The 25,303-nt window shown below is 70.4% G+C and carries 24 protein-coding genes; 14 read left to right on the top strand and 10 right to left on the bottom strand.

Annotation, left to right across the window (positions count from 1 at the left end; genetic code table 11):
* Position 1: 1 nt before the first annotated feature.
* Positions 2-889, bottom strand: a complete 888-nt coding sequence (locus CQZ88_RS04895; protein ID WP_102799327.1) for an LLM class flavin-dependent oxidoreductase — start codon at positions 887-889, stop codon at positions 2-4.
* 124 nt (positions 890-1,013) lie between these two features.
* On the opposite strand from CQZ88_RS04895, the gene CQZ88_RS04890 reads away from it, so the two are divergent.
* The 3 genes from CQZ88_RS04890 to CQZ88_RS04880 all read left to right on the top strand — a co-directional run bounded on the left by CQZ88_RS04890 (position 1,014) and on the right by CQZ88_RS04880 (position 2,911).
* The gene (locus CQZ88_RS04890) at positions 1,014-1,421 is read left to right on the top strand and encodes a hypothetical protein (protein WP_006943069.1); all 408 of its coding nucleotides are present in this window, start codon (positions 1,014-1,016) and stop codon (positions 1,419-1,421) included.
* Positions 1,422-1,534: 113 nt separating this feature from the next.
* Complete coding sequence (locus tag CQZ88_RS04885; protein WP_029547086.1) at positions 1,535-2,188, top strand: superoxide dismutase family protein; 654 nt, start codon at positions 1,535-1,537, stop codon at positions 2,186-2,188.
* A 138-nt stretch (positions 2,189-2,326) separates the two neighbouring features.
* A complete protein-coding gene (locus CQZ88_RS04880) occupies positions 2,327-2,911 on the top strand; it encodes a TetR/AcrR family transcriptional regulator (protein ID WP_006943066.1) in 585 nt (194 codons plus the stop codon).
* A gap of 89 nt (positions 2,912-3,000) precedes the next feature.
* Here CQZ88_RS04880 and CQZ88_RS04875 read toward each other — a convergent pair whose 3' ends face one another.
* Both CQZ88_RS04875 and CQZ88_RS04870 read right to left on the bottom strand, forming a co-directional pair.
* Positions 3,001-3,738 carry a 3-hydroxybutyrate dehydrogenase gene (locus CQZ88_RS04875; protein ID WP_102799326.1) on the bottom strand — a complete coding sequence of 246 codons (738 nt, stop codon included), beginning with the start codon at positions 3,736-3,738 and terminating at the stop codon, positions 3,001-3,003.
* Positions 3,735-5,120 carry an MFS transporter gene (locus CQZ88_RS04870; RefSeq protein ID WP_006943064.1) on the bottom strand — a complete coding sequence of 462 codons (1,386 nt, stop codon included), beginning with the start codon at positions 5,118-5,120 and terminating at the stop codon, positions 3,735-3,737. Before CQZ88_RS04870 ends, CQZ88_RS04875 begins: the two co-directional genes overlap by 4 nt.
* Before the next feature lie 123 nt (positions 5,121-5,243).
* Here CQZ88_RS04870 and CQZ88_RS04865 point away from each other — a divergent pair, with 123 nt between their 5' ends.
* The 5 genes from CQZ88_RS04865 (at position 5,244) to CQZ88_RS04845 (ending at position 9,978) form a co-directional block, all read left to right on the top strand.
* Complete coding sequence (locus CQZ88_RS04865; protein WP_006943063.1) at positions 5,244-6,146, top strand: LysR family transcriptional regulator; 903 nt, start codon at positions 5,244-5,246, stop codon at positions 6,144-6,146.
* A gap of 53 nt (positions 6,147-6,199) precedes the next feature.
* Entirely contained in the window at positions 6,200-7,123 is a 924-nt protein-coding gene (gene gluQRS / locus CQZ88_RS04860) for a tRNA glutamyl-Q(34) synthetase GluQRS (RefSeq protein WP_029547083.1), read from the top strand.
* 181 nt (positions 7,124-7,304) lie between these two features.
* The gene (locus tag CQZ88_RS04855) at positions 7,305-8,030 is read left to right on the top strand and encodes an RDD family protein (protein ID WP_102799325.1); all 726 of its coding nucleotides are present in this window, start codon (positions 7,305-7,307) and stop codon (positions 8,028-8,030) included.
* Between the two features lie 76 nt (positions 8,031-8,106).
* Positions 8,107-9,135 carry a hypothetical protein gene (locus tag CQZ88_RS29770; RefSeq protein WP_180986947.1) on the top strand — a complete coding sequence of 343 codons (1,029 nt, stop codon included), beginning with the start codon at positions 8,107-8,109 and terminating at the stop codon, positions 9,133-9,135.
* A gap of 117 nt (positions 9,136-9,252) precedes the next feature.
* Complete coding sequence (locus CQZ88_RS04845) at positions 9,253-9,978, top strand: queuosine precursor transporter (RefSeq protein ID WP_006946396.1); 726 nt, start codon at positions 9,253-9,255, stop codon at positions 9,976-9,978.
* A 67-nt stretch (positions 9,979-10,045) separates the two neighbouring features.
* On the opposite strand, the gene tgt is transcribed toward CQZ88_RS04845, so the two are convergent.
* The 4 genes from tgt to CQZ88_RS04825 form a co-directional block, all read right to left on the bottom strand.
* Positions 10,046-11,311, bottom strand: coding sequence for a tRNA guanosine(34) transglycosylase Tgt (tgt, locus tag CQZ88_RS04840; RefSeq protein ID WP_006946397.1), 1,266 nt, complete (start codon positions 11,309-11,311; stop codon positions 10,046-10,048).
* Positions 11,312-11,336: 25 nt separating this feature from the next.
* A complete protein-coding gene (locus tag CQZ88_RS04835; protein WP_044476513.1) occupies positions 11,337-12,569 on the bottom strand; it encodes an MFS transporter in 1,233 nt (410 codons plus the stop codon).
* 295 nt (positions 12,570-12,864) lie between these two features.
* Complete coding sequence (locus CQZ88_RS04830; RefSeq protein ID WP_102799324.1) at positions 12,865-13,362, bottom strand: cysteine dioxygenase family protein; 498 nt, start codon at positions 13,360-13,362, stop codon at positions 12,865-12,867.
* 179 nt (positions 13,363-13,541) lie between these two features.
* A complete protein-coding gene (locus CQZ88_RS04825; protein ID WP_080688518.1) occupies positions 13,542-14,444 on the bottom strand; it encodes an amidohydrolase family protein in 903 nt (300 codons plus the stop codon).
* Positions 14,445-14,625: 181 nt separating this feature from the next.
* Between CQZ88_RS04825 and CQZ88_RS04820 the strand changes: the two genes are divergently transcribed.
* On the top strand, positions 14,626-15,150 hold the full coding sequence (locus CQZ88_RS04820) for a DUF6448 family protein (protein WP_006946403.1): 525 nt from the start codon (positions 14,626-14,628) through the stop codon (positions 15,148-15,150).
* A gap of 191 nt (positions 15,151-15,341) precedes the next feature.
* On the opposite strand, the gene CQZ88_RS04815 is transcribed toward CQZ88_RS04820, so the two are convergent.
* Positions 15,342-18,065, bottom strand: a complete 2,724-nt coding sequence (locus CQZ88_RS04815; RefSeq protein ID WP_102799323.1) for a calcium-translocating P-type ATPase, PMCA-type — start codon at positions 18,063-18,065, stop codon at positions 15,342-15,344.
* Positions 18,066-18,223: 158 nt separating this feature from the next.
* Here CQZ88_RS04815 and CQZ88_RS04810 point away from each other — a divergent pair, with 158 nt between their 5' ends.
* The gene (locus CQZ88_RS04810; RefSeq protein WP_006946406.1) at positions 18,224-18,640 is read left to right on the top strand and encodes a pyridoxamine 5'-phosphate oxidase family protein; all 417 of its coding nucleotides are present in this window, start codon (positions 18,224-18,226) and stop codon (positions 18,638-18,640) included.
* Between the two features lie 13 nt (positions 18,641-18,653).
* Here the strand turns inward: CQZ88_RS04810 and CQZ88_RS04805 are convergent, their stop codons facing one another.
* Positions 18,654-19,253: a LysE/ArgO family amino acid transporter gene (locus tag CQZ88_RS04805; RefSeq protein ID WP_102799322.1), complete on the bottom strand. Its 600-nt coding sequence runs from the start codon at positions 19,251-19,253 to the stop codon at positions 18,654-18,656.
* 72 nt (positions 19,254-19,325) lie between these two features.
* On the opposite strand from CQZ88_RS04805, the gene CQZ88_RS04800 reads away from it, so the two are divergent.
* Positions 19,326-20,207 carry a LysR family transcriptional regulator ArgP gene (locus tag CQZ88_RS04800; RefSeq protein WP_102799321.1) on the top strand — a complete coding sequence of 294 codons (882 nt, stop codon included), beginning with the start codon at positions 19,326-19,328 and terminating at the stop codon, positions 20,205-20,207.
* A 163-nt stretch (positions 20,208-20,370) separates the two neighbouring features.
* On the opposite strand, the gene CQZ88_RS04795 is transcribed toward CQZ88_RS04800, so the two are convergent.
* Complete coding sequence (locus CQZ88_RS04795; RefSeq protein ID WP_051359284.1) at positions 20,371-21,558, bottom strand: CdaR family transcriptional regulator; 1,188 nt, start codon at positions 21,556-21,558, stop codon at positions 20,371-20,373.
* 185 nt (positions 21,559-21,743) lie between these two features.
* Between CQZ88_RS04795 and CQZ88_RS04790 the strand changes: the two genes are divergently transcribed.
* From CQZ88_RS04790 to CQZ88_RS04780, 3 genes are all read left to right on the top strand, one after another.
* Positions 21,744-23,261 (top strand): NAD(P)/FAD-dependent oxidoreductase, encoded by a 1,518-nt coding sequence (locus CQZ88_RS04790; RefSeq protein WP_006946415.1) that lies wholly within the window; start codon positions 21,744-21,746, stop codon positions 23,259-23,261.
* A gap of 16 nt (positions 23,262-23,277) precedes the next feature.
* A complete protein-coding gene (locus tag CQZ88_RS04785; RefSeq protein WP_102799320.1) occupies positions 23,278-24,195 on the top strand; it encodes an alpha/beta hydrolase in 918 nt (305 codons plus the stop codon).
* A gap of 232 nt (positions 24,196-24,427) precedes the next feature.
* On the top strand, positions 24,428-25,303 hold an 876-nt coding region (locus CQZ88_RS04780; protein WP_258008444.1), incomplete at its 3' end, for an MFS transporter.

The raw sequence follows: 25,303 nt of genomic DNA, 5'->3' as shown, positions 1-25,303 counted from the left end.
ATCACCTTGCCGCCGAGACGAGTTCGCGGACGCGCGGCGCGACCTCCTGCGCGAATCGCTCGATGTCGGTGCGGGCATCGGTGCCGAGCACGAAGCCGCTGATGCCGTGGCGCAGGGTCAGCTCCGCGAGCTGCTCCGCCCACACGGCGGGCGGCCCGCCGAGGAACCCGCCGTCCGCGCCGCCGTCGAATCGGCCGCTGATGTTGTAGAGCCGGCGGATCTCGCGCGGGTCCCGGCCGGCGTCCACAGCCGCCTCGTCGACCCGTCTCGACATCTCGGCGAGCCGGTCCGGCGGAGCGGCGAACGAGCTGGGCAGCCACCCGTCGGCGGCGCGTCCGGTGAGGGCGAGCATGCGGGGACCGTAGGCGCCGAGCCAGATTCCGATGTCGTGGGCGGGCGCCGGGCCGCGCTTGGCGCCGGCGAGACGGTAGTGGGTGCCGTCGACGCGGGCGCCACCCCGGCGGTCGGCCCACAGCTCCCGGATGACGGTGATCGCCTCCTCCAGCGCGTCGACGGCTTCGCCCGTGGTGCGGTGCGGTCCGCCGTTCGCGGCGATCGCGTCCCAGTAGGCGCCCGCGCCGAGGCCCAGCTCCACGCGTCCGCCGCTGAGGCGGTCGAGGGAGGCCGCGCTGCGCGCGAGGATCGCCGGGCCGCGCAGCGGCAGGTTCGCCACGTTCGGCGCCACGAGTACCCGCGTCGTCCGCGCGGCGACCCAGGTCAGCAGGGTCCAGGCGTCGAGGAAACGGGCCTGGTACGGGTGGTCCTGGAAGGTGACCAGGTCCAGGCCGGCGCGTTCGGAGGCGACCGCGAGGTCGACGACCGCGGCAGGGTTCTCGGCGGCCGGCGTGAGGAAGCTGCCGAAGAGGAGCTTCCGGCCGTACTCGGGCATGGCGTCCTCCCGGTGGTGAGCCGACCGCTTCATCGTGCTGCATCCGGACGGCCGTGGGTAGTTTGCCGCCACCGTCACGGGGAATGCGGGATAATCGGTCACATTCGATCCTCCGGAGGTTCCCGTGCGACTGAGCAACGTTCCGCTCCGGCTGGCCACCGGTGCTTTCATCCTCAATTCCGGGCTGGGTAAGCGCGATCTCCCGCCCGAGGCCGCCGCAGGGCTGCAGGACATGGCGAGCAAGGCGCTCCCCCGGCTCGGGAAGATGCGGCCGGAGACGTTCGGCCAGGCTCTGTCGACCGCCGAGATCGGCGTCGGCACCCTGCTGCTGGCGCCCGTCGTCTCCCCCGTCGTGGCCGGCGCCGCGCTGACCGCGTTCAGTTCGGGTCTGCTCGCGATGTACTGGCGGATGCCCGGCATGCACGAGGGCGGATCGTTCCGCCCGACCCAGCAGGGCACGCCGATCGCCAAGGACGTCTGGCTCCTCGGGGCGGGCCTGTCCCTGATCATCAGCGGGGTGAGCAGGACCTGACCGAGCGGGACCGCGGCGGTGCAGGTCCGGCAGGTGTGCCTCTGTCTCACCGTGCCACGGGTGAGCGCTCCGCCGGAGGTTCAACGCGGCGCACCAGGGGGTAACGCCGAATCATGAACACACGACGTACAACCTTGATCGCAGGCGTGTCCCTGACCGCACTCGTCGCCGCCGGATGCGGCGGCGACGACGCCTCGACGGACAACCAGGCCACCGTCGAGACGCCTCCCGCGTCTTCGGAAACGACGACCACCGGCATGCCCACCCCCCTGCCCGGCACGGATGGAGTGGCCTTCCAGCTGCCCGGGGAAGGTGGTGGCGACGACAACGCCTACACCTACGACGAAGCCGCCGTCCCGGTGGGGTCGACCGTGACCGTCGAATCCGAAGAGGAAGACGGCCGCACGACGGTCACGCTCAACGCAACCGGTCTTGCGCCCACCCGCGACTTCGGCGTGCACGTACACACGCAGCCGTGCGGGCCACAACCGTCGGATGCGGGGCCGCACTATCAGAACAACGTGGACCCCGCGGCCACCCCGCAATCTCCGTCGACGGATCCGGCCTACGCGAACCCCCGGAACGAGATCTGGCTCGACATCACCACCGACGGCGACGGCAACGCCCAGACGTCGACGACGGTCGACTGGGCGGTCCGCGACGGTGAGGCCGCATCCGTGGTACTCCACGCGCAGCGCACCAGGACCGGTCCCGGCGAGGCCGGCATGGCCGGTGATCGCCTGGCCTGCATCGACGAGGACTTCTGACGAACGCCGGCGGTCCTGGAACCGCCCGGCCGCACGCGGCACCGCAGGTGGTGCAGCGACGGTCGCCGACACCGCCCCGAGGTGCGGGGTCGATGCCCCATACCGACGTATGGAGATGCGCGCAGGTACGGTGCATCCATGCGCGCGCGCCCCTATGCCACCACCAGCCCCACGCGTCTCGCCGCGGCCCTGCTCGAGGTCGCGGCGCGGATCGGGCTCGACGGCGCCAGCGTGCGCGAGGTGGCCAGCCATGCAGGTGTATCGATCGGCGCCGTGCAGCACCACTTCCCTACCAAGGACGAGATGCTCGCCTACTCGTTCCGCGCGCTCGCCGAACGGGTGCTGACGCGGCTGAGCACCGTCGACCCCGACATCGATCCGGCGCGCACCCTGTTCGCGGCGCTGAGCCAGCTGCTGCCGCTCGACGACCAGCGCACCGCCGAGGCGCACGTGATGGCGGCGTTCACCGTGCGGGCCGCGACGTCGCCGTCGTTGAGCACGATCCGGCACACGACGCTGTTCACGATGCGCACCGCGGTCTCCGCCGTCCTGATCCGGATGGGCACCGCGGAGCCCGAGACCCGGGCGGCGCTCCTGCTGGCCGCGGTCAACGGCCTGGCCCTCGACGCCGTCGCCAGCCCGGAGCTGTATCCGCCGGAGTACCTCACCCACGCGCTGCACACCCAGATCCAGCTGTCGCTCGACGGCGCCGACGCCCACTGATCGCCTTCGAAAATGCCTGTGGCCGAATGTCACACGCGTTCGATCTGATCGACGCGATGTGACATTCGGCCACACACACAGGGGGTGGGTCAGCGGGCGGTCCAGCCGCCGTCCATCGTGTAGGAGGCGCCGGTGACCATGCCGGCGTCGTCCGAGGCCAGCCACGCGACGAGGGAGGCCACCTCCCCGGGTTCGACGAGCCGCTTGATCGCCGGCTCGGTGAGCAGCACGTCGGCGAGCACTCGCTCCTCGTCGATGCCGTGCAGCCGGGCCTGGTCGCTGATCTGCTTCTCCACCAACGGCGTTCGCACATAGCCCGGGTTGACGCAGTTGCTGGTGACGCCGCGCGGACCGCCCTCGAGGGCCGTGACCTTCGACAGCCCCTCGAGGCCGTGCTTGGCGGTGACGTACGCGGACTTGAAGGCCGACGCCCGCAGGCCGTGCACCGACGACACGTTGACGATGCGCCCGAATGCCCGGTCGTACATGTGCGGCAGGGCCGCCTTCACGAGGAGGAAGGGCACCTCCACCATCAGGGTCTGGATCCGGCGGAAGTCGGTGAGGGCGAACTCCTCGATCGGGCGGACGACCTGGATGCCGGCGTTGTTGACGAGGATGTCGACCTCGAGCCGGAGCCCGTCGAGCTGGTCGGTGTCGAGCAGGTCCACTGCCCACGCCTGCCCGCCGATCTCGTGGGCGAGGCTCTTGGCGGCGACCTCGTCGACGTCGGCGACGGTGACCTGCACGCCGCGGGCGGCCAGTTCCCGGGCGCACGCCGCCCCGATGCCGCCGGCGCCGCCGGTGATCAGCGCGGTGCGGGCACTCATGCGGACACCGCCGTCTTCTCGGCGCCGACGGCGCGGGCATCCGCGGCATCGATGTCGCGCAGGCTGATGCCCTTGGTTTCGCGGGCGGCGACGACGGCGATGATCGTCACCACGGACGCCACGGCCAGGTAGATCGCGATGGGCACAGCGCTGCCGTAGCGGCTGAGCAGCGCGGTCGCGATGATCGGCGCGAGCGAGCCGGCGACGATGGAGGTCACCTGGTAGCCGAGCGAGACACCCGCGTAGCGCATGCGGGTCGGGAACATCTCGGCCATGATCGCGGGCTGGCCGGCGTACATGAAGGCGTGGAACACCAGTCCGATGACGATGGCGGACATGACGAGGGCGTTGTGCCCGCTGTCCATCATCGGGAAGGCGAAGAAGCCCCACGTGCCGGCGGTGACGGCACCGACCATGTACACCGGGCGGCGGCCGAAGGTGTCGGACAGGCGCCCGACGACGGGGATGATCGCGAAGTGCACGGCGTGCGCGGCGAGCATCCACCACAGGATGGTGGAGGTGTTCGCACCGACGACCACCTTGAGATAGGTGATCGAGAACGTGACGACGAGGTAGTACATGACGTTCTCGGCGAAGCGCAGACCCATGGCGGTGAACACGCCGCGCGGGTATCGCTTGACGACCTCGACGACGCTGTACGAGCTGGACTTGATCTGCTCGGCCTCACGCTGGGCCTCGAGGAAGATCGGCGCGTCGGTGACCTTGGTGCGGATGTAGTAGCCGACCAGCACGATGACGGCCGACAGCCAGAACGCGATACGCCAGCCCCACGAGAGGAACGCCGCGTCGGACAGCGTGGTGGTCAGGATCAGCAGGACGACGGTGGCGACGAGATTGCCCATCGGCACGCCGGCCTGCGGCCACGACGCCCAGAAGCCGCGCGAACGGTTGGGGCTGTGCTCGGCGACGAGCAGCACCGCGCCGCCCCACTCGCCGCCCACGGCGAAGCCCTGGACGAAACGCAGCGTGACGAGCAGCGCGGGCGCCCAGTAGCCGATGGCACCGAAAGTGGGCAGACAGCCCATGAGGAAGGTGGCGACGCCGACGAGCACGAGGCTGGTCTGCAGCAGCTTCTTGCGGCCGAACTTGTCGCCGAAGTGGCCGAACACGACGCCGCCGAGGGGCCGCGCGACGAAGCCGACGGCGTAGGTGACGAACGCGGCGATGATGGCGTCGAGCTCGTTGCCGTTGTCGGGGAAGAAGACCTTGGAGAACACCAGGGTGGCGGCGGTGCCGTAGAGGAAGAACTCGTACCACTCGACGACGGTGCCGGCCATCGACGCGCCGACGACCTTGCGCAGGCCCGAGGCGGGGGTCTCGTCCGGTGTACGGCCGTCGGGCCGTGCCTGTTCGACGCTCATGGGTTCGTCCTCCTCGGTTCGACTGTGACGGGCAACACTTCTGAACGCATGTGCCGAGTATTGATGCACAGATCTGCATGCACAATGACGCGATCCGCAGAGTGGATCTGCAAGAATGCACACATGAGCGCGCCGTCGGCCGATGACCTGCTGGTTCTGCTGGCCGTCGGCCGCACGGGCCGCTTCACGACCGCCGCCGACGACCTCGGCGTCAACCACACGACCATCGCCCGTCGTATCGCGGCGCTGGAGAAGAGCCTCGGCGGGCGCGTGCTGGCCCGCGCGTCGGGCGGATGGGAGCTCACCGAGCTCGGCCGCTCGGCCCTCGCCGCGGCCGAGCGGATCGAGGCTGCCGTCGCCGGGCTGGCCGGACCCGACGGGGACCGCGGGCTCGAGGGCGTCGTCCGCGTCTCGGCGACCGACGGCTTCAGCGCCTACATCGCGGCCCCGGCCGGTGCGCTGGTGCGGCGACGGCACCCGGGCGTGGCGGTGGAGATCGTCGCGGCCACGCGTCGCGCGTCGCAGCAGCGGTCCGGCCTCGACCTCGAGGTGGTGGTGGGACGCCCCCAGGTGCACCGCGCCGAGGCGCACCGGCTGGCCGACTACACCCTCGGCCTGTACGCGGCGCGGGACTACGTCGCCGAACACGGTGCCCCGACGACGGTGCGTGAGCTGAGCCGTCACCCCCTGGTGTACTTCATCGACTCGATGCTGCAGGTCGACGACCTGGACCTGGCCCGTCGCATCGCCCCGGACATGCACGAGTCGGTGAGCTCGACCAACGTGTTCGTCCACGTCGAGGCGACCCGCGCCGCGGCCGGGCTCGGGCTGCTGCCGTGCTTCATGGCCGACCGGCACGCCGACCTGGTGCGGATCCTCCCCGGGGAGGTGGAGGCGCGGCTGAACTACTGGATGGTGGCGCGGTCGGAGACGCTGCGCCGGCCGGAGGTCGCCGCCGTCGTCGCGGCGATCCGCGAGACCGTGCACGCCCAGCGCTCCGTCCTGCTCGGCCGGCCCGTCGCGTGACCCACCGGCGTGCAGGTGACCGAATGTGACATCACGCTCGATAGTCTGACCAAATGTCACATTCGGCCGGGGACGCGCGGGTGGGGGCCGGCCGGTTCGCCCCGAGCCCGTCGGGCGACCTGCACCTCGGGAACCTGCGCACGGCGGTCCTCGCGTGGCTGTTCGCCCGGAGCACCGGGCGGCGGTTCCTGATCCGCGTCGAGGATCTGGACCGGGTCCGGCCCGGCGCGCAGGAACGTCAGCTCGCCGACCTCGCCGCGCTGGGCCTGGACTGGGACGACGAGGTGGTCCACCAGTCGCGGCGGCTGCCCCTCTACGACGCCGCGATTGCCCGCCTCACCCGCGCGGGCCTGACCTACGAGTGCTTCTGCACGAGACGCGAGATCCAGCATGCGGCGTCCGCGCCGCACGCCCCGCAGGGCGCCTATCCGGGAACGTGCCGGAACCTCACCGAGGCCGAACGGGAGGCGAAACGGGCGTCGGGGCGGCCCGCCGCGCTGCGCCTGCGGTCCGGCGCCGCCACCTTCACCGTGGCAGACGAGGTGCACGGCAGCTTCACCGGTGTCGTCGACGACCTCGTGCTGCGCCGCGGCGACGGCATCCCCGCCTACAACCTGGCCGTCGTCGTCGACGACGCGGCACAGGGCATCGACCAGGTGGTACGCGGCGACGACCTGCTCACCTCGGCACCGCGGCAGGCCTATCTCGCGGCGCTGCTCGGGCTTCCGGTACCCACCTATGCGCACGTGCCGCTGGCGCTGAACGTGCACGGCAAACGCCTCGCCAAGCGCGACGGTGCCGTCACGCTCACCGACCAGGCGGCGCTGGGCCACACCGCGGCCGACGTGCTGAGCCGGATCGCGGTCTCGCTCGACCTGGCGGACAAGGACGAGCCCGTCACGCCGGAGCTGCTGCTCGAACGATGGGATCCGGCCCGGCTCCCGCGGGAGCCGTGGGTGTACGACGGCAGCTGGTGACCGGTATCGGTGCAGCGCGACAGCCCCACGGGGTCCGCGCGGCCGGCACCGCCGCGTAGTCCGGTTCGCTCCGGTCGTCCGGCTCGCGGAAGTTCCGGTGATCGTGCAATTCGGGCGCGTCGGACGTAGTGTGCGCAGTCGACAACGCGATTGGCTCCACCCTCCCACCGAGAAGGATCCGATGACGACCGGCGGTTACGACCCCAGCAAAGAGCCCAACAACCAGGGCGGCGAACCCAACCCCCCGCAGGGCGGCTACCCGCCGCCTCCCGGCAACTACCCGCCTCCTCCGGGGCAATATCCCCCGTCCGGCAACTACCCGCCCCCTCCGGGGCAATATCCGACGCCCGGCAGCTATCCACCCCCGCAGGGCAACATGCCTTCATCGGGCTATGGCCGACCCGGCCCGATCCATGGGACGCCAGGCAGTTACCCCTCTCCCGCTGGCCTCGGTCCACAGGGCCGACAACCGGCCGACTTGCTGAGCCGTTTCGGCGCGCGCCTGATCGATTATCTGATCGTCATGATCCCGGCAGGAGTCATTTCCATGATCCTGTGGTTCACGGACAGCTTTTTTCTCAACATCATCGGCACCTTGCTTTCTCCCGTGGCGCTATATGTCTATTTTGTCTACTTCGAATCGAGCAAGAGCTGGACACCAGGTAAGAAGATTTTCGGACTGAGCGTTGCTGGGCCAAACGGTCAATTTCCAACTACTCAGGAGTCCGCGACACGGAATGCCTTCCTTCTGATAAGCGCTCTCGCCTGGATTCCCTTTCTCGGATGGATCTTTTCTCTCCTGAGCATTGCCGCGTACATCGCCATCGCAATCACTATTCAGGTTAGTCCCACGAAGCAGGGGTTCCATGACCAGATGGCCCGAGGGACAAAAGTATTGAAGAACTAGCACGATGATCTGAATAACGGCACATAACCCACCTACCCCCTACATGCCAAGACAAGTAGGAGACCGAGGAAACGACATGACCACCGGAGACTCCGGATCCGATCCGCAGGATCCGAACAAGTACCCGGGCGCGCAGCCGTACGGCCCACCGCCCGGGTACGGTCCGCCCCAGGGTTACCCGCCGCAGGGACCGAACTACGGCGGGCCCCCGCCCGGCTATGCCCCGCCGCAGGGCCCGCCGCCGCAGTACGGCGCTCCCCAGTACGGCGCTCCCCAGTACGGCGCTCCGCAGTACGGTGGCGCCCAGTACGGTGGCGCACCGCAACAGCCCGGCCCGCAGTACGGGCCGCCGCAGTACGGGAATCCGGCCGGGTACGGACCGCCGCCCGGATACGGCGCCCCCGGCGGCTACCCGCCTCCACCCGGCTTCGGCCCTCCCCGCGCGCAGATCAACATCGGCGACGCGCTGAACTACGGGTGGCGCAAGTTCAGTGAGAACGTCGGCGGCTGGCTGAGCCTGGCCGGTGTGATCGTCGTGGCCGCCCTCGTGTTCGGTGCCCTGATGTTCGGCGTCGTGATGGCCTCGACCACGACGGACCGCTACGGCTACAGCACGGGCATGTCGGGCGTCGGGATCGTCGTGATGATCGTGCTGATCGTCGCGTTCGTCATCGGCATGCTCGTCGTCCAGGCCGCCGCGGTGCGCGGGGCCCTGTACGAGCTGGACGGGCACAAGCCGGCGCTGAAGGACTTCTTCCGCGTCGGCAGCCTCGGTCCGATCCTGCTCGTCTCCCTGCTCATCGCGGTCGGCACGCTGCTCGGCTCGCTCGTCATCGTCGGCGGCATCATCGTCGCCTTCCTGACCGTGTGGGCGCTGCATTTCGTCATCGACCAGCGGCAGGACGCGGTCACGGCGATCAAGTCGAGCGCGTCCGCCGCCGCGGCCAACGTGGGGCAGCTGATCCTGCTGTGGCTGGTGCTGTCCGCGATCAACTTCGTCGGCGCGCTGCTGTGCTACGTCGGCCTGCTGGTCACGGTGCCCGTCACCACCATCGCCTACGCATACGCGTACCGGGTCGTCACGGGCGGACGGGTAGCCCCCTGACGGCACGTCGCGGAGCCCCCTGACGGCACGTCGCGGGCCCCGATCCAACCGGGTCGGGGCCCGCGTCCTTTTCGTCCGTTCTTCGCCTTCCTCCGGTCCGAGTGCTTGGATGGCCGGGTGACAGAGCACGTGCAGACCCAGCAATCCGACCATGCGCACTTCGCCCGCGTGGTCCGCAGCTACTACCCCGGGCTGGTGGCCCTGTTCACGGCGGTGCTCATCATCTCCAACGTCGCCGCCAGCAAGGGCGTGGCCTTCTTCGGCGACGCCGAGTGGGCGCTCGGCCCGCTGCAGGTCCTGCCGATCATCACCGACGGCGCGTTCTTCCTGTTCCCGCTCGCCTACATCGTCGGTGACGTCCTGAGCGAGGTGTACGGCTTCGCCGCGACCCGTCGCGCGGTCTACTACGGCTTCGGTGCGGTGGCGCTGGCCGCGTTGTGCTTCTGGATCGCCCAGCAGCTGCCGCCCGCCGACTTCTACGAGAATCAGGCCGCATTCGAGGCGGTCCTCGGGGTGGTGCCGCGGCTGCTGCTGGCCGGCCTCGCCGGCTACCTCGTCGGGCAGCTGCTCAACTCCTACGTGCTGGTGCGCATCAAGGAGGTCACCAAGGAGAAGCACCTGTGGGCGCGGCTGATCGGCTCCACCGTCGTCGGCGAGTTCGCCGACACGCTCATCTTCTGTGCGATCGCCGCCGGCGTCATCGGCATCACCACGTGGGCGGACTTCGTGAACTACGTGGTGGTCGGGTTCCTGTGGAAGACGCTGGTCGAGGTCGCCGTCATGCCGGTCACCTACGCGGTCATCGCGCACGTGAAGCGGCGCGAGCCGACCTACGCCGAGTGAGCGCCGCGACCGGTCCGGTCGTCCGCGGCAGCCGTCGTGGACGACGGTGGAGTTCGCGGACGCTCACTCACCGCCGCGCGTAGAACCGGCCCAGGGTCTCGGCCTTGTGTTCCTCGAGGTACCCGCCGTCGATGGCGGCGCGGATCTCGTCGACGAGGCGCACCGTGAACCGCTCGTTGTGGATGGTGCACAACGTGGACGCCAGCATCTCCTTCGCCTTGAACAGGTGGTGGATGTACGCGCGCGTGTAGTGCCGGCAGGTGTAGCAGTCGCAGTCCTCGTCGATCGGGGTGAAGTCGCGGCGGAACCGGCTGGTGTTGATGTTGAAACGCCCGTCCGGGTGGTAGATCGCCGCGTTGCGCGCCACCCGCGACGGGTTCACGCAGTCGAACGTGTCGACGCCGTGCTCGATCGCGACGAACATGTCGTCGGGCTCGCTGATGCCGAGCAGGTGCCGGGGCTTGTGCTCGGGCAGTTCCTCGGTGCACCAGCGGACGATGGTGCCGAGGTTCTGCTTCTCGAGCGCCCCGCCGATGCCGTAGCCGTCGAAGCCGCGGCCCGACTCGCCGACGATCGATTCGAGCCCGCGGCACGCCTGCCGGCGCAGGTCCTCGTACTGCGCGCCCTGCACCACCCCGAACAGCGCCTGGTACGGACGGTGGGCGCGCTGCGCCGTGAGCTTCTCGTGTTCGGCGATGCACCGCACCGCCCACGCCTGAGTCCGTTCGACGGACTGTTCCTGGTAGCCGCGGGTGTTCATCAGGGTGGTCAGCTCGTCGAACGCGAACATGATGTCGGCGCCGAGCTGATGCTGGATGCGCATCGACACCTCCGGGGTGAACCGGTGCCGGGAGCCGTCGAGGTGGGATTTGAAGGTGACCCCGTCGTCGTCGACGTGCGCGAGCCGCTCCTTGCCTTCGGCGATGACGTCGTCGGACCGCACGCCCACGGCATCCATCGCCAGGACCTTCTTGAAGCCGACCCCGAGGGACATCACCTGGAATCCGCCGCTGTCGGTGAAGGTGGGCCCGTCCCAGTTCATGAACTTACCGAGCCCGCCCGCCTCGTCGACGATGTCCGACCCGGGCTGCAGGTACAGGTGGTACGCGTTGGCAAGCAGGGCCTGCACCCCGAGTTCCTTCATCGCCTCGGGCAGGACCGCCTTGACCGTCGCCTTGGTGCCCACGCCGACGAACGCCGGGGTGTGGATGTCGCCGTGCGGGGTGTGGATCGTGCCGGTGCGTCCGAGTCCGTTGGCGAGCCGGGTGCCGACGGTGAAGAACGGGTCGGGCGGGGTGGGCACGGCGGAAGCGGTGGCACTGGGGTCGGTCACGTCGGTATCCAATCACGATGTCCGATCAGGGCGCCGACGGCAGCCGCACGGCGAGCGCGAAGACGGCGACACCTGCCAGCGCGAGCACCGTGCCGACGGCGGCCGGCGCGGTGTAGCCGAAGCCGGCGGCGATCACCGCGCCCCCGATCCAGGCGCCGAACGCGTTGGCGAGGTTGAACGCCGCGTGGTTGAGGGACGCGGCCAGGGTCTGTGCGTCCTCGGCGACGTCCATGAGCCGGATCTGCAGTCCCGGGCCGACCGCGGCGCACCCGGCTCCCAGCAGGAACACCATCGCCAGGGCCGTGTACGGGTTGTGCGCCGCCGCGACGAACACGGCCAGCAGCACCGCCAGCGTCGTCATGGTCGTGAAGATGCCCGGTACCAGGGCCCGGTCGGCGACGCGGCCGCCGACCACGTTGCCGACGACCATGCCGATGCCGAAGAGCATCAGGGCGACCGGAACCAGCCCCTTCGAGACGCCGGCGACGTCGGTCAGGGTGGTGCTGATGTAGGTGTACACGGCGAACACGCCGCCGAAGCCGATCATCGCGACCGCGAGCGTCATCCACACCTGCTTGCGCCGCAGGGCACCGAGTTCGGTGCTCACGCTGGTGGTGCGGATCGCCAGGGCGGGCACCCAGGCGGCGATCGCGGCGACGGTGACCGTGCCGATCACCGCCACCAGCGCGAACGCGGAGCGCCAGCCCAGCGCCATGCCGAGCCACGACGCGACGGGCACCCCCACCACGTTCGCGACGGACAGGCCCATCATCACCAGCGCCACCGCCCGGGCGCGCTGCCCGCGACCGGCCAGATGCGCGGCCACCAGCGCGGCGACCCCGAAGTAGGCGCCGTGCGGCAGACCGGCGACGAACCGGGACGCGACGAGCAGTCCGTAGTTCGGCGCGAGCACCGTCGCCGCGTTGCCGACGGTGAACGCGATCATCAGGGCGATCAGCAACGTCTTGCGCGGGAGCCGGGCCGTCAGCGCCGCGATCAGCGGCGCACCGACCACGACCCCGGCGGCGTACGCCGACACCACGTGCCCGGCGGTGGGCTCGGAGACTCCGAGACCGGTCGCGATGTCGGGCAGCAGGCCCATCGCCACGAACTCGGTGGTGCCGATGCCGAACCCGCCGAGGGCGAGCGCCCACATCGCCCGGGCGCGCCCCGGCCGGGCGTCTGCTGCCGGCGCGGCCGCGGGGGCGTCCGCCGGTACTGCGGAGTCGGGTGGGCATGCGGATGCCGTCGTCGTCATGAGCGGGAACCTTCGAATAGTGCGGGATGCGCTGGATCTTGTCGGCGTGCGAACCAGCCGAGTCTCCATTGTCTTGCACACGCCGACCCGACCTCGAATCGAGCGGACGTGAGTTCGGCCACCCCCGGCACGAGTCGCGCCTTGCGAAGGATCGGTCCACGACCCGCCGCGCCCGAGACGGCGTGAGCAGATCGCGCGCCGCGGGCCGGCTACCGCACCTGCAGCGACGTTATCCAATATCGTTCTGCGACAAAGGTTTCGGATACCGCTACGACCGGCGCAGCCGCGGCGGAGTTCACCAGTCCGCGCCGGCCCGTTCGGATGCGCGCAGCCGGAGCACCCCGTCGTCGATCCGGTACCGATTCATCGTCGTCAGGGCGGGTGCGTACACGTGGATGCTGACGGCCGGAGAATTCGTGTCGTTCGTCACCTCGTGGACGTGGTCGGCGTCGAAGCCGCGGGCCATACCCGCACGAATCCTCTTGCGTGACAACGCTACTTCGACTCCATCGAGACCCCCGACCGCCGGGGTGCAGACGGTGGTCTCCGTCAGCACACCCTGCGCCACCGCGAAGGCGCCCGCGCTGTCGCCGTGATCGTGGATTTCGGTTCGCTGCCCGGGCAGCCACGAAAGTAGCCACACTTCGTGGTTGTCGGCAACGGCCAGTCGCGTGTACCAGCGCTGCTGCTCGTCGAATCGAACGATCGGCATCCAGCGGCCGGGATCGTTCGCGATCCGCAGGGCGAGGGAGGTGAGGTCGGCGCGCGTCGGCAGGGCATACGTGGAGAGCATCGAAGAGTCCTGGAATGAGGAGGCACGGGCGTGCCCGGGCCGGGCTGGGCGGAGACGGATTCAGCGACGACAGCCGGGACACGACTCGGCGGCACGGACCGACGCCGTGCACAGTCCGCGCTGCCGCGCGCTCACCGAGAATGTCACGACGACCATGCCACCCCGGCCGGGTCCGCGTGTCAAGGGTTCTGCGCAGGCACTTTCGCGAAGAAGCGGGCCGGATTGTCCGTCCGCAGGCGCATGCCGGCGGAACCGCCGAGCACCAGCGGCCGCGCGTAGGGACGATCGGAGCCGAGCAGCACCCGGTCCTCGCCCAGGCATGCGGTCACCGCCGCGACGACCTCCCGCCCGTACGACGACGTCTCCACGTAGACCCCCGGCCCGGGAACATCGCCGGGCCCGCCGCGCACCGCCATCCGATCGGCGTGCAGCGGAGCCAGGCCGGCGAGCATCGCGAACAACACCCGCAACGCCGGGAACCGACGCGCCCCGAACTCGTGCCAGGCGAACCAGGCGGTGTGCATCTGGGTCACGTACGACACCATCGCCGGCCACCATGCCGGAGCGCCGGGCGCCGACGCCGGGCCGGGATGCACGAACAGCGGCTTGCGCGCCCGCTCGAGTTCCGACAGCAGCGGCGCACACCGGTCGAAGCCCGCCGGGTCGGCCAGGGCGGTCGCCGGCAATTGCAGGCCCACGCACCCGGCCGCGAGGACGTCGCGCAGCGTCTCCGGATCGGGCTCGGTGACGCCGGCGGCGGCCCACACGCCGAACCGGTCGGGCAGGCCCAGCGCCCCCTCGTGATAGGCGTCGAGCAGCGGCCGGGCCTCCTCGGCGGGCAGTTCCTCGATCCCGAGGGGGCTCGACAGCGACACCAGCGCCAGATCGATTCCGTCCCGGACCGCCAGGGCCGTCCGCGCGGGGATCGAATGGTCGGCGGGGTCCACCCGGTACGGCGGTTCCCCGGGCAGGTGCAGCGTCCAGCCGTCGAGCCGGGGCGCGGCGCTGCGCGCCCGGAGGGCGTCGACGAAGGACGCCGGCCACACATGTTGATGCACGTCGACGCGGGGACGTCGCCTCATGCGTCCACGTTCGCCGCCGCGGCCCGCCGTGTCAACCGTCCTCGCATCCAGGCGACGAACCGGGCCGTCGAGCGACGCGGCCCCGGCGCGACCGATCCGCCCTGCGCTCGCTCGACGCCGGACGCACCCCGGCACTAGCCTGGGACCGAGCGTGTCCGCCGACCGCCGGAAGGAGCACCCCGTGCCTCCCCACTGCGATTCCATGGACGGTCCCGTCGTCAAGGCCGCCGAGGCGGCGCTGGGCGACGACAACGTCGAGCTGATCCTGCCGTTCGTGCCCGCCGACGCCGAGGACGAGGTGCGCACGGCGTTCGAGCGGGCGACGGCGGCGCGGGCGGAGGGCCCGATCGCCCACGAGGTGGCCGATCTCTACTTCTTCGACACGGTGGTCCGGCTGCACCGCGCGGGCGAGGGCGCCCCGTTCACCGGTGTGAAGCCGGCCGGCGGCGACGTCGGGCCCGTGATCCCGCTCGCCGAGGACGCGATCGAAACGGGCTCGGTCGAGAAGCTCCACGCGTTCCTGTCCGCCGAGCTGCACCGGCAGCTGCAGTCCCGGCTGGATCGGATCGTCGCTCTGACCGACGCCGTGACGACCGCCGAACGGCGGGAGTACACCGAGGCGATGCTCGGCCTGCAGGTGTACAGCCATCACCTCTACAAGAGCATGCACAGGGACCCGCACGAGGGCGGGCACTCGCACGGCTGATCCGGGGCACCGACGGTCACATCGGCATCATGTGATGCAGTCACATCGGCATCATGTGATGCATCGGCATACCCGGCATCAGCATGTGGTGCATCTGCATCATCAACATGTGCAGCATGTGCATCAAGCCCATGTCCATCGTTCCCACCTCCGCGTCCTGCGGTGTTCGTCGGAGGGCGACACCACCTCCACTATGCGCCCGCCCGAGCAGGCGTGTCACCACGCCGACGCCGCACGCTCCGTCCGGTGGCCTTGACGAGTTCGTCCACCCACAGCACCGAGGATCCGACGCCGACGGCGAGCGTCCACTGCTGCGAGGTGAGCGCGGTGGTGTCGAAGAAGCCCTGCAGGAAAGTCGTCTGCACCACGCACACCTGCAGGACGACCACCACGACGAGCGCGATCCAGATGCTGTGGTTGGTGAGGGTCTGCAACGAGAACACCGAGCCGAGTTCGGAGCGGACGTTGAGCAGATTGAACACCTGGAAGAAGACGAACGTGGTGAACGCGAGGGTGGTGGCGAACAGCGGGTCGCCGGCGCTCTCGGGGAACCACTGCGGCGCGTAGTGGAGCACTGCGACGGTTCCGGCGGTCATGACGATGCCCAGGCCGAGGATGCGGCGGAGCCGATCGCGGCTGAGCAGGCGCTCGTGGGCCGGCCGCGGCGGCCGGGACATGGTGCCCGGCTCGGTGGGGTCGACGCCGAGGGCGAGGGCCGGCGGGCCGTCCATGATGATGTTGACCCACAGGATCTGCAGCGCCGTGAACGGCGCACCGCCGGCGAGCCCGAGGGCCCCGGCGACGAGGAAGATCAGCACGAACCCCCACGCCGTGGTCAGCTGGAACTTCACGAACTTGACGATGTTGGCGTAGATGCCGCGGCCTTCCTCGACCGCGGCGACGATGGTCGCGAAGTTATCGTCGGTGAGGATCATGTCGGCCGCGCTCTTGGACACGTCGGTGCCGGTGATGCCCATGGCGACACCGATGTCGGCCTGTTCGAGGGCGGGCGCGTCGTTGACGCCGTCGCCGGTCATGGCGACCACCTCGCCGTTCGCCTGCAGCGCCTTGACGACCCGGATCTTGTGCTCCGGCGCGACGCGGGCCAGCACGCCGAAACCTGCTGCCCGGGAACGTAGCTCGTCGTCGTCCAGGGCGTCGAGGTCGGCGCCGCTGGCCGCGGCGCCGCCGATGCCCAGTTCCGCGGCGATCGCCGACGCGGTCACGAGGTGGTCGCCGGTGATCATGTGCACCTCGATGCCGGCGGCGTGGGCCACCTCGATGGCCCGCTTGGCCTCCGTCCGCGGCGGATCGACGATGCCGACCACGGCGTAGAGGGTCAGGTCGGACACCACGCGCTGCAGCGCCTCCCCGTCGCCCCGCGGCACCGCGTGCAGGTCCCGGCCGGCGATCATCAGGGTGCGCAGCCCCTCGGCGGCGAGCGACTGCACCGCCGAGCGGAGGCGCTCGCGGCGGCGGTCGTCGAGCGGGACGGGGCCGTCCCCGTCGAGCATCGCGGTGGCGCGGTCGAGCAGCGCACCGGGCGCGCCCTTGGCGAAGCACCGGTAGCCGCCGTCGGGCAGGGCGTGGAAGGTCGCCATGTACTTGTAGGCGGAGTCGAACGGCACCTCCGCCAGCCGCGGCACCGCGAGACGCGCCCCCTCGACGTCGATGCCGCCCTTCTCGGCGAGCACCACCAGTGCGCCCTCGGTGGGATCGCCGACGAGCGCCCCGTCGCGGACGACGGCATCGTTGCACAGGGCCATCCCGAGCAGCGGCGCGGTCAGGTCCGGGGCCGGCAGCCCGTCGCCGACGAGGATCTTGCCGGCCGTTTCGTACCCGGTGCCGGTGACGCGGAAGCTGCGGCCACGGGCCAGCAGCCGCTGCACCGTCATCTGGTTGAGGGTGAGGGTGCCGGTCTTGTCGGTGGCGATGTGGGTGGTGCTGCCGAGGGTCTCGACGGCGGCGAGCCGTTTGACGATGGCGCCGCGCGCGGCGAGCCGCGACGCGCCCATCGCGAGGGTGAAGGCGACGACCGCGGTCAGCCCCTCGGGAATGGTGGCGACGGCGAGCGAGACGGCGGTGATCAGCAGGTCGGACCACGACTGCCCGCGCAGCAGACCCAGGACGAACACGACGGCGACGACGGTGAGCGCAACGATGGTGAGGGTCTTGGCGAGCTGGTCGATGCGGCGCTGCAGCGGGGTCTTCTCCACCCCGGCGGCACCGAGCAGGGTGGCGATCGCGCCGATCTCGGTCTGCATCCCGGTGGCCGTGACCACCATCGTGCCCCGCCCGCGGGTGACGTCGGTGTTCATGAACAGCATGTCGGCACGGTCGCCCAGCGGGGCCTGCTCGTCGACGACGGGTTCGACGGTCTTGTCGACGGGCTGGGACTCGCCGGTGAGCGCGGACTCGGCGACCTGCAGCCGCGCGGCCCCGACGACCCGGCCGTCGGCGGGCACGGAGTCGCCGGCCTCGAGCAGCACGACGTCGCCGGGCACGAGTTCGGTGCGCGGCAGGTGCTGTTCACGGCCGTCGCGGCGGACGCGGGCGGTGTCGACCGCCATCTGTCGCAGCGCCTGCAGGCTGTTCTCGGCCCGGCGCTCCTGCACGTAGTTCAGGACGGTGTTGAGGGTGATGACGACGAGGATGACGACGGGGGTCTCCCATTCGCGCGAGACCACGGCGCTGACCACGGCGGCGACGACGAGGACGAGGGTCATCCGGTCGGCGAGCAGGGCGAGCACCTTGCGCCAGCCGGGGACGGCTGCCGTTTCGGCGAGGGCGTTTGGCCCGTGCTCACGCCGGCGCTCCTCGACGACGTCGGAGGGCAGCCCGGCCGCGGGGTCGACGTCGAGTGCCGCCGCGACGTCGTCGGCGTCGCGGGTGTGCCACGTGGTGGCCAGCGTCATCTCGCACGCTCCTCGATGGGGTGAGGTCGGGCGGCTCCCACGCTATCGATGTGACGGACACCGCGCGATTCGATGGACGATCCGCCTGTGCCGGGCGCGGATTCGTGATGTGCTGGAGGCGGTGATATCGAGGCGGACGCCGCCGGATCGGAGGAACCATGAGTGAGCCGAACGTCGACAACCCCGTCGTCGTCCTGAACGACGACGAGAGCTGGGAGCTGCTCGGCACCGAGCGGATCGGCCGGCTCGTGGTGGTCTCGGGCGGGCGGCCGGACGTCTTCCCGATCAACTACGCCGTGCGGGACAGGAAGCTGTACTTCCGTACCGCCGAGGGCAGCAAGCTGGTCGAGCTGACGGTGCACGCGGAGGTCGCCTTCGAGGCCGACCACGTGGAGCAGGACCGGGCCTGGAGCGTGGTGCTGCACGGACGGGCCCGGAATCTCGTGCACTACAACGAGATCCAGGAGGCCGAGGAGCTGGGGCTGCAGGCCTGGGTGCCCACCCCGAAGTACAACTTCGTCGAGGTCACCGCGAGCGAGATCAGCGGCCGCCGGTTCGCCCTGGTCAAGGGCTGACGCGGGCTCGGCATCAGCCCGCCACCATGCCGACGCCGAGCCCGACCATGAGCACGGCGATGCCGCCGTCGAGCACGCGCCACGACGCGGGTTTCGCGAACACTCCGCGCAGCAGGCGGGCCCCGTAGCCGAGCCCGAGGAACCACACGACGCTGGCCAGGACCGCGCCGGCGCCGAACCACCAGCGCCCCGGGTCACCGTGGTGGTTGGCGACGGAGCCGAGCATGAGCACGGTGTCGAGGTAGACGTGCGGGTTGAGCCAGGTCAACGCCAGGCAGGTGGCCAGGGCTGCGCCGACGGTGAGGGAGCCGCCCGCCGCGGCGGTCAGGGCCGACGGGCGCAGCGCCCGCCTCGCCGCGAGCAGGCCGTAGCCCACGAGGAACGCCGCCCCCGCCCAGCGGATCACCCCGAGCGCGCCGGGCACCCGGTCGAGCACGGTGGCGATGCCGGCGATGCCGGCGGCGATGAGAACCGCGTCCGAGAGCGCGCACACCGCGATCACCGGCAGCACGTGGCGTCGCGCGATCGCCAGGCGCAGCACGAAGGCGTTCTGCGCGCCGATCGCGACGATGAGCGACAGTCCGGTGAGGAATCCGACGGCGACGAGGTGCATGCCACCCACGCTAGGAACCGCCCTCGATGAAGAACAGTTGACTTTTCTTCAGTACCGTTAGAGTTGCTTCACATGGATCTGGACTTCGCGCAGCTGCGGACCTGCGCCGCGGTGCTGGACGAGGGCACCTTCGACGGCGCGGCCGCCGTCCTGCGCGTCACCCCCTCCGCGGTGAGCCAGCGGATCAAGGCCCTCGAGCAGCAGGCCGGCCGGGTCCTGGTGCGGCGCACCCGTCCGGTGTCCGCGACCGCCGCGGGCGAGGCGGTGATGCGGCTGGCACGGCAGGTGGCGCGGCTCGAGCAGGACACCGCCGAGGCGCTCGGGCTGACCGCCGGCCGGGACGAGTACGTGTCGGTTCCCCTCGTCGTCAACGCCGACTCGATGTCGACGTGGATGCTGCGCGCCCTGGCCCGCATGCCCGAGCGTCATCGCGCGCTGTTCGAACTGCACCGCGAGGACGAGTACCACGCCCCCGCGCGCCTGCGGGACGGCACCGCGATGGCCGCCGTGACGTCGGTGCCCGAGCCGGTGCAGGGGTGCGTCTCCGAAAGGCTCGGCGCCATGCGGTATCACGCGATGGCGAGCGTCGACTTCGCGGACCGCTGGTTTCCCGGCGGCGCGGGCGCCGAGTCGCTGCGGCAGGCCCCGATGCTGAGCTTCGACCGCAAGGACGACCTGCAGGACCGGTTCCTGCGGCGCCGCACCCGGCGCCGGCTCGACCCGCCCCGGCACTACGTGCCCGGCGCCGCCGAGTTCGTCGAGGCCGCACGGCTCGGCCTCGGCTGGGGCATGCTGCCGGAACCGATGCTCACCGACACCGAAGGACTCGTCTTCCTCGACTCGGACGATCCGCTCGACGTACCGCTGTACTGGCAGCGGTGGCGGCTCGAGTCGCCGGTGCTCGACGCGCTCACCGACGCCGTCCGGCGGACCGCCCGGGAGGTGCTGCGCTGACAGTGAGGATGGGCGAGTGATCCAACTGGCTGCCAGCGCCCGATACGGGCGAGTGCGACGTGACGCTGCGCCCCTACCGGCCCGACGCGAGCACTGCGGACGGAGGCGGGAACCCGCCGGGCGTCAAGACCGGTCCCTGCCCACCGACCGCGGGCGTTGTCCCTCAGTCACGGGCCAGGACTCGCGGCCCGATGTGGTGAGCCAACTCCAGCGCGAGCTCGACGGGAAGCCTGCGCTCGCCGGGGCGGTGGCCGAGCAGTTCGGTTGCGCGGCCGACACGCTGCAGGATGGTGTTGCGGTGGGTGTGCAGGCGTGCGGCGGCGCGAGGGGCGTTCTCGGCTTCCTCGAGGAACACCCGCAATGTCTGGCGGAGACGAGCCGCGCTGGGTGTGTCCGCAGCGAGCGGGCCCAGTGTTGTGGCGACGAATTCGGCCGCCCGGTCCAGGTCGCGAGCGGCCAACGTGGCGACCTCGAGCTCGCGGTAGAGCGCGACGCGGTCGCCGTCGCGTTGCCCGCTGACCAGGCGCTGAATGGCCAGCGCGGCGTCGTGTGATCGGCGGAAGCCGGTGATGCCCGCTCGGGTGGGGCCGACGGCGACCCGAATGTTCGACTGCGCCTTGGTGATTTCTCCGCGCAATGTGCCGAGCGCGGGTTCGGATTCGGTGCCCAACCACGCCCACAGCGTCGAGGTGCCCGCGGGCAGTGTGAGGGGCGTGCGGGCGCCGGCGGCCTGGGCCAGCAGCGTCGCGGCAGACTCCAGTGCCCCCTGCGTCCCGCCCGCCGGTTCGGCCCACAGGACGAGTGCGGTGTGGCGGCGAGCGAGCTGGTATCCGAGGCGTTCGCCGGCTCGGCGGGGGTCGATCGGGGCGCCGTCGAGGATCAGGTGCACGGTCTCGGCACGGCGGGCCAGCGCGCCGCCGAGCACCTCCTCGCGTTCCCGCTGGGCGTCGGCGATGACACGGCTCACGACATGGTCGACGTAATCGAACATCAGCTGCGAGGTGACCTCCAACAACTCCACGAACTGTGGCCCCGGCGGGACGATCCGTCCGGCATGAGCCAGAAACCGCTGCCAGGCGACGTTCTGGCCCCGGCGGTAGGCCTGGTAGATCACCTCGAGGTCGATGCCGCGGCGCACGACGGTGCGGACGACGTCGAGGGCTTCGGGCGGCACGTCGATCGGCGCGCCTCCGACGTCACGCCGAGCGAGGGTGGTCAGCAGGCGCGCGGCATTGGCGCGGTTGCTCGCCGACATCTCCGCGACGATCGCCGCGTCCGCACCCAGCATCGGGGCCACCGCCACCTCGGCGGCGTCCATCTCGGCGACGAGCTGATCGAGTTCACGCAGCATCAATTCGGCGACGTCACCGACGAGGGAGACAACTTCGGGTGCCACTGGCTCACGGAGCACGTACCAAGTGTGCCACAGCACACATATGGGTGCGAATAGTGTGCCGGCATACATGTCAACGGGTGCCGTTGCGGTCCTACTGTGAACGCCGTCACGCCCCAGCGCACCGCTCGAGGAGACCGACCATGAGCATCCCGACGACCACCGAGCCGACCGGTCGCCATACGGCAAGCACGCATTTCGACGTCTTGATCGTCGGCGCCGGCATTTCCGGCATCGGCGCGGCGTATCACCTCCAGACACGCCGTCCCGGTACGACGTTCGCAGTCCTGGAGGGCCGGGATTCGATCGGCGGCACGTGGAGCCTGTTCCGCTACCCGGGCATTCGCTCGGACTCGGACATGCCGAGTTTCGGCTACGGGTTCAAGCCGTGGACGCATCGGAAGTCGATCGCAGACGGGCACATCATCATGGATTACCTGAGGCAGACCGTCACCGAGAACCGTCTCGACCAGCACATTCGTTTCGGCTACCGGGTTATCGGCGCAGAGTTCTCCTCGGCGGACGGATACTGGACCGTCACCGCGCAATCGTCCGGCAGCGCCGAGCACGTGCACTTCACCGCGCGATTCCTGTTCCTGGGCACCGGCTACTACGACTACGAGGAAGGCTTCACGCCCGACATCGAGGGTGTGGAGGAGTTCGCGGGCCGGCTGATCCACCCGCAGCACTGGCCCGAGGACCTCGACTACGCCGGCAAGCGCGTGGTGGTCATCGGCTCCGGCGCGACCGCCGTGACGCTGATCCCGTCGATGGCCGGCAAGGCCGGTCATGTCACGATGCTGCAGCGCTCGCCGAGCTACGTGTTCTCGATACCGGCCGAGGACGCGATCGCGAACACCCTGAACAAGGTGGTCGGTCCCACCCGAGCGCACCGGATCGTCCGGCGCAAGAACATCATGCTCAACCGCGGGATCTACAAGGCCTGCCAGCGCGCGCCCAAGCTCATGCGCAAGCTGTTGATCGCCGATGTGCGCCGGCAGCTGCCCAAGAGCTTCGACGTAGACACCCACTTCACCCCGCGTTACAACCCATGGGACCAGCGCCTGTGCATGGTCCCCGACGGGGATCTGTTCAAGGCGATATCCGCCGGGCAGGCCTCGGTGGTGACCGACCGGATCAAGCGGTTCACCGAGGAGGGGATTCTGCTGGAATCGGGTCAGGAGTTGGCCGCCGACATCGTCGTCACGGCGACCGGACTCAACATGACACCGTTCGGCAAGATCGCACTGAGCGTGGACGGGCGGCGCGTGAACCTGCCCGACACCACGGTCTACAAGGCGATGATGTTGTCCGGTGTGCCGAATCTCGTGTTCGCGCTGGGCTACACGAACATCTCCTGGACCCTCAAGGTGGACTTGGTGTGCGAGCACTTCTGCCGACTGCTCGACTACATGGACAGCCACGGCTACGGCACCGTCGAACCAGTGCTCGACGATCCGCACATGGACCGTGTCCCCGTGGTCGAGATGAGCTCGGGATATGTCCAGCGGGCCGTTGCGAAGTTCCCGCGCGGCGGCACCAGCGGCCCGTGGACGGTACAGATGGCCTACGAGAAGGACGTCGAGCGGCTGCGTCGCGGGCCGGTCGAGGATCCGGCGCTCGAGTTCGCGCCCAGCCGCACGGCTGCCGTCGCGTCGTAGGAACGGAGCGACCGAGATGAAGAAGGACCTGACCTTCCCCAGCCATGGCGTCGCCTGCGCCGCCTGGCATGTTCCGGCTACCTCCGACGTGCTGGCCGGCACGGCCGGCCGGCCGTGTGTGGTGATGGCACACGGCTTCGGCGGCACCCGAGACACCGGCCTGATCGGCTATGCCGACGGGTTCGCCGACAGCGGCATCGACGTATTGGTCTTCGACTACCGCGGCTTCGGCGACTCGGAAGGAACACCGCGCCAGGATGTTTCCTTCCGGCGTCAGCGCCAGGACTATCACGCGGCGATCGCCGCCGCCCGTCACCTGCCCGGCGTGGACGCCGATCGAATCGCGTTGTGGGGAACGTCGTACTCCGGTGGTCATGTCGTCGCAGTCGCCGCGCAGGACAGGCGCGTCGCGGCAATCGTATCGATGACCCCCGCGACCGACGGACTGGCAGCCGCGGTGCAGATCGCCCGCTACGCCGGAGCCGGTCAACTGGTGCGCACCACCGGCCACGGGTTGCGCGACCTCGCTCGCCGGATTACCGGACGCCGGCCGCACCACATCCCGGTGGGGGCGCGGCCGGGAAAGGTGGCGATCATCAGCGCCTCCGGCGCCGAGGAGGCCTACACCTCGATCGCCGGACCGACGTGGCGCAACGAAATCTGCGCGCGCACAGCACTGGAGGTGGCCGTGAACCGGCCCATCACCGCTGCCGGCCGCCTTGGCTGCCCAATCCTTGTGCAGGTGGGCACACACGACCGTGTCGCACCGCCCGTCGCCGCGCGCAGGACCGCGAAGAGGGCAGGGGCCACTGCACTGTTGTGCGAGTACCCCGTCGATCACTTCGACGTCTACGACGGTCCTTGGCAACAACGGATGCTGCGTGACCAGCTCAGCTTCCTGATCCGCGCCCTCGATCCGGCGCGGCCCTGCTGATCGTCACCGTTCCCCCGAGCTGCTCGCGCTCGACGCCCATGACATTCCGATGGTGCGCGACTCGCTCGGCGGAGAGTCGAGATCTACCACGTCCTGTGCAGTGCACACGTTCACACGTTCGAGCATCGGGCCCCGACCGCAGCCGCTCGACATCCCTCGGAGCATCCACCGGTGCGTCCCGAGCGGCCGGTCGGTTAGCGTGACGGGTCCGGCCCCGGCGAGAGGACGAACGATGACCACAGCAGCACCTGCACCGGCACGACAGCTGAGCCGGGCCCTGGCCGGCGTGCTGGCCGTCCTCGTCACCACCGGGTGGGCGGCGAACCACTTCGCCGCGATGATCCCCGTCCTGCGCGAGCACGAAGGCCTCTCGCGCGCGCTGCTCGACGGGGTGTTCGGCATCTATGCGCTCGGGCTGCTGCCCGGTCTCGTCGGCGGCGGCGCACTCTCGGACCGGACCGGCCGTGCGGCGGTCGTCCTCCCCGGTGCGACGATCGCCCTCGTCGGCACCGTGCTGCTGCTCGTCCGGCACGACGCCGCCGGACTCGTCGCGGGCCGCCTCGTCGTGGGCATCGGCGCGGGCCTGGCCATCGGTGCGGGCACGGCCTGGGCCACCGACCTGCGCGGGAAGGTCGGCACGGTGCTCGCCGGCGTCGCGCTCAGCTCCGGATTCGCCCTGGGGCCTTTCGTGTCCGGTCTGCTCGCCGAGTTCGGCCCCCGGCCGCTGTCCCTGCCGTTCGTGCTCTCGGCCGCGTTGTCGGCCGCGGCCGTCACCGCCGCGACGGTGTGGAGCCGGCCGGCCCACTACGCGGCGGCGGACCTGCAGCCGGTCGTGCCGGGACACGGCCGGTCGGTGGCCGGTGCGCTGTCCTGGTCGCTGCCGCTGGCACCCTGGGTGTTCGCCTGCGTCACAGTCGCTTTCGTGACGTTTCCGGCCCGGGTCGCGAGCGCGTACGCGGGACCGGCGCTGACCGGGGCCGCGGCGCTGCTCGCCCTGGGCTCCGGGATCGTCGTGCAGGCCGTGGCCCGTCGGCGGGAGTGGGGCCCGCAGGCCGGGACGGCCGGCGCCGTCCTCGCCGGACTCGGGTTCCTCCTCGTCGGCGCCGGC

Source organism: Rhodococcus sp. ENV425 (genome assembly GCF_002887785.1).
GTDB classification, from domain to species: Bacteria; Actinomycetota; Actinomycetes; order Mycobacteriales; family Mycobacteriaceae; genus Rhodococcus; species Rhodococcus aetherivorans.
The sequence above is the reverse complement of the archived record's forward strand: the minus strand, read 5'-3'. Positions and strand labels throughout refer to the sequence as shown.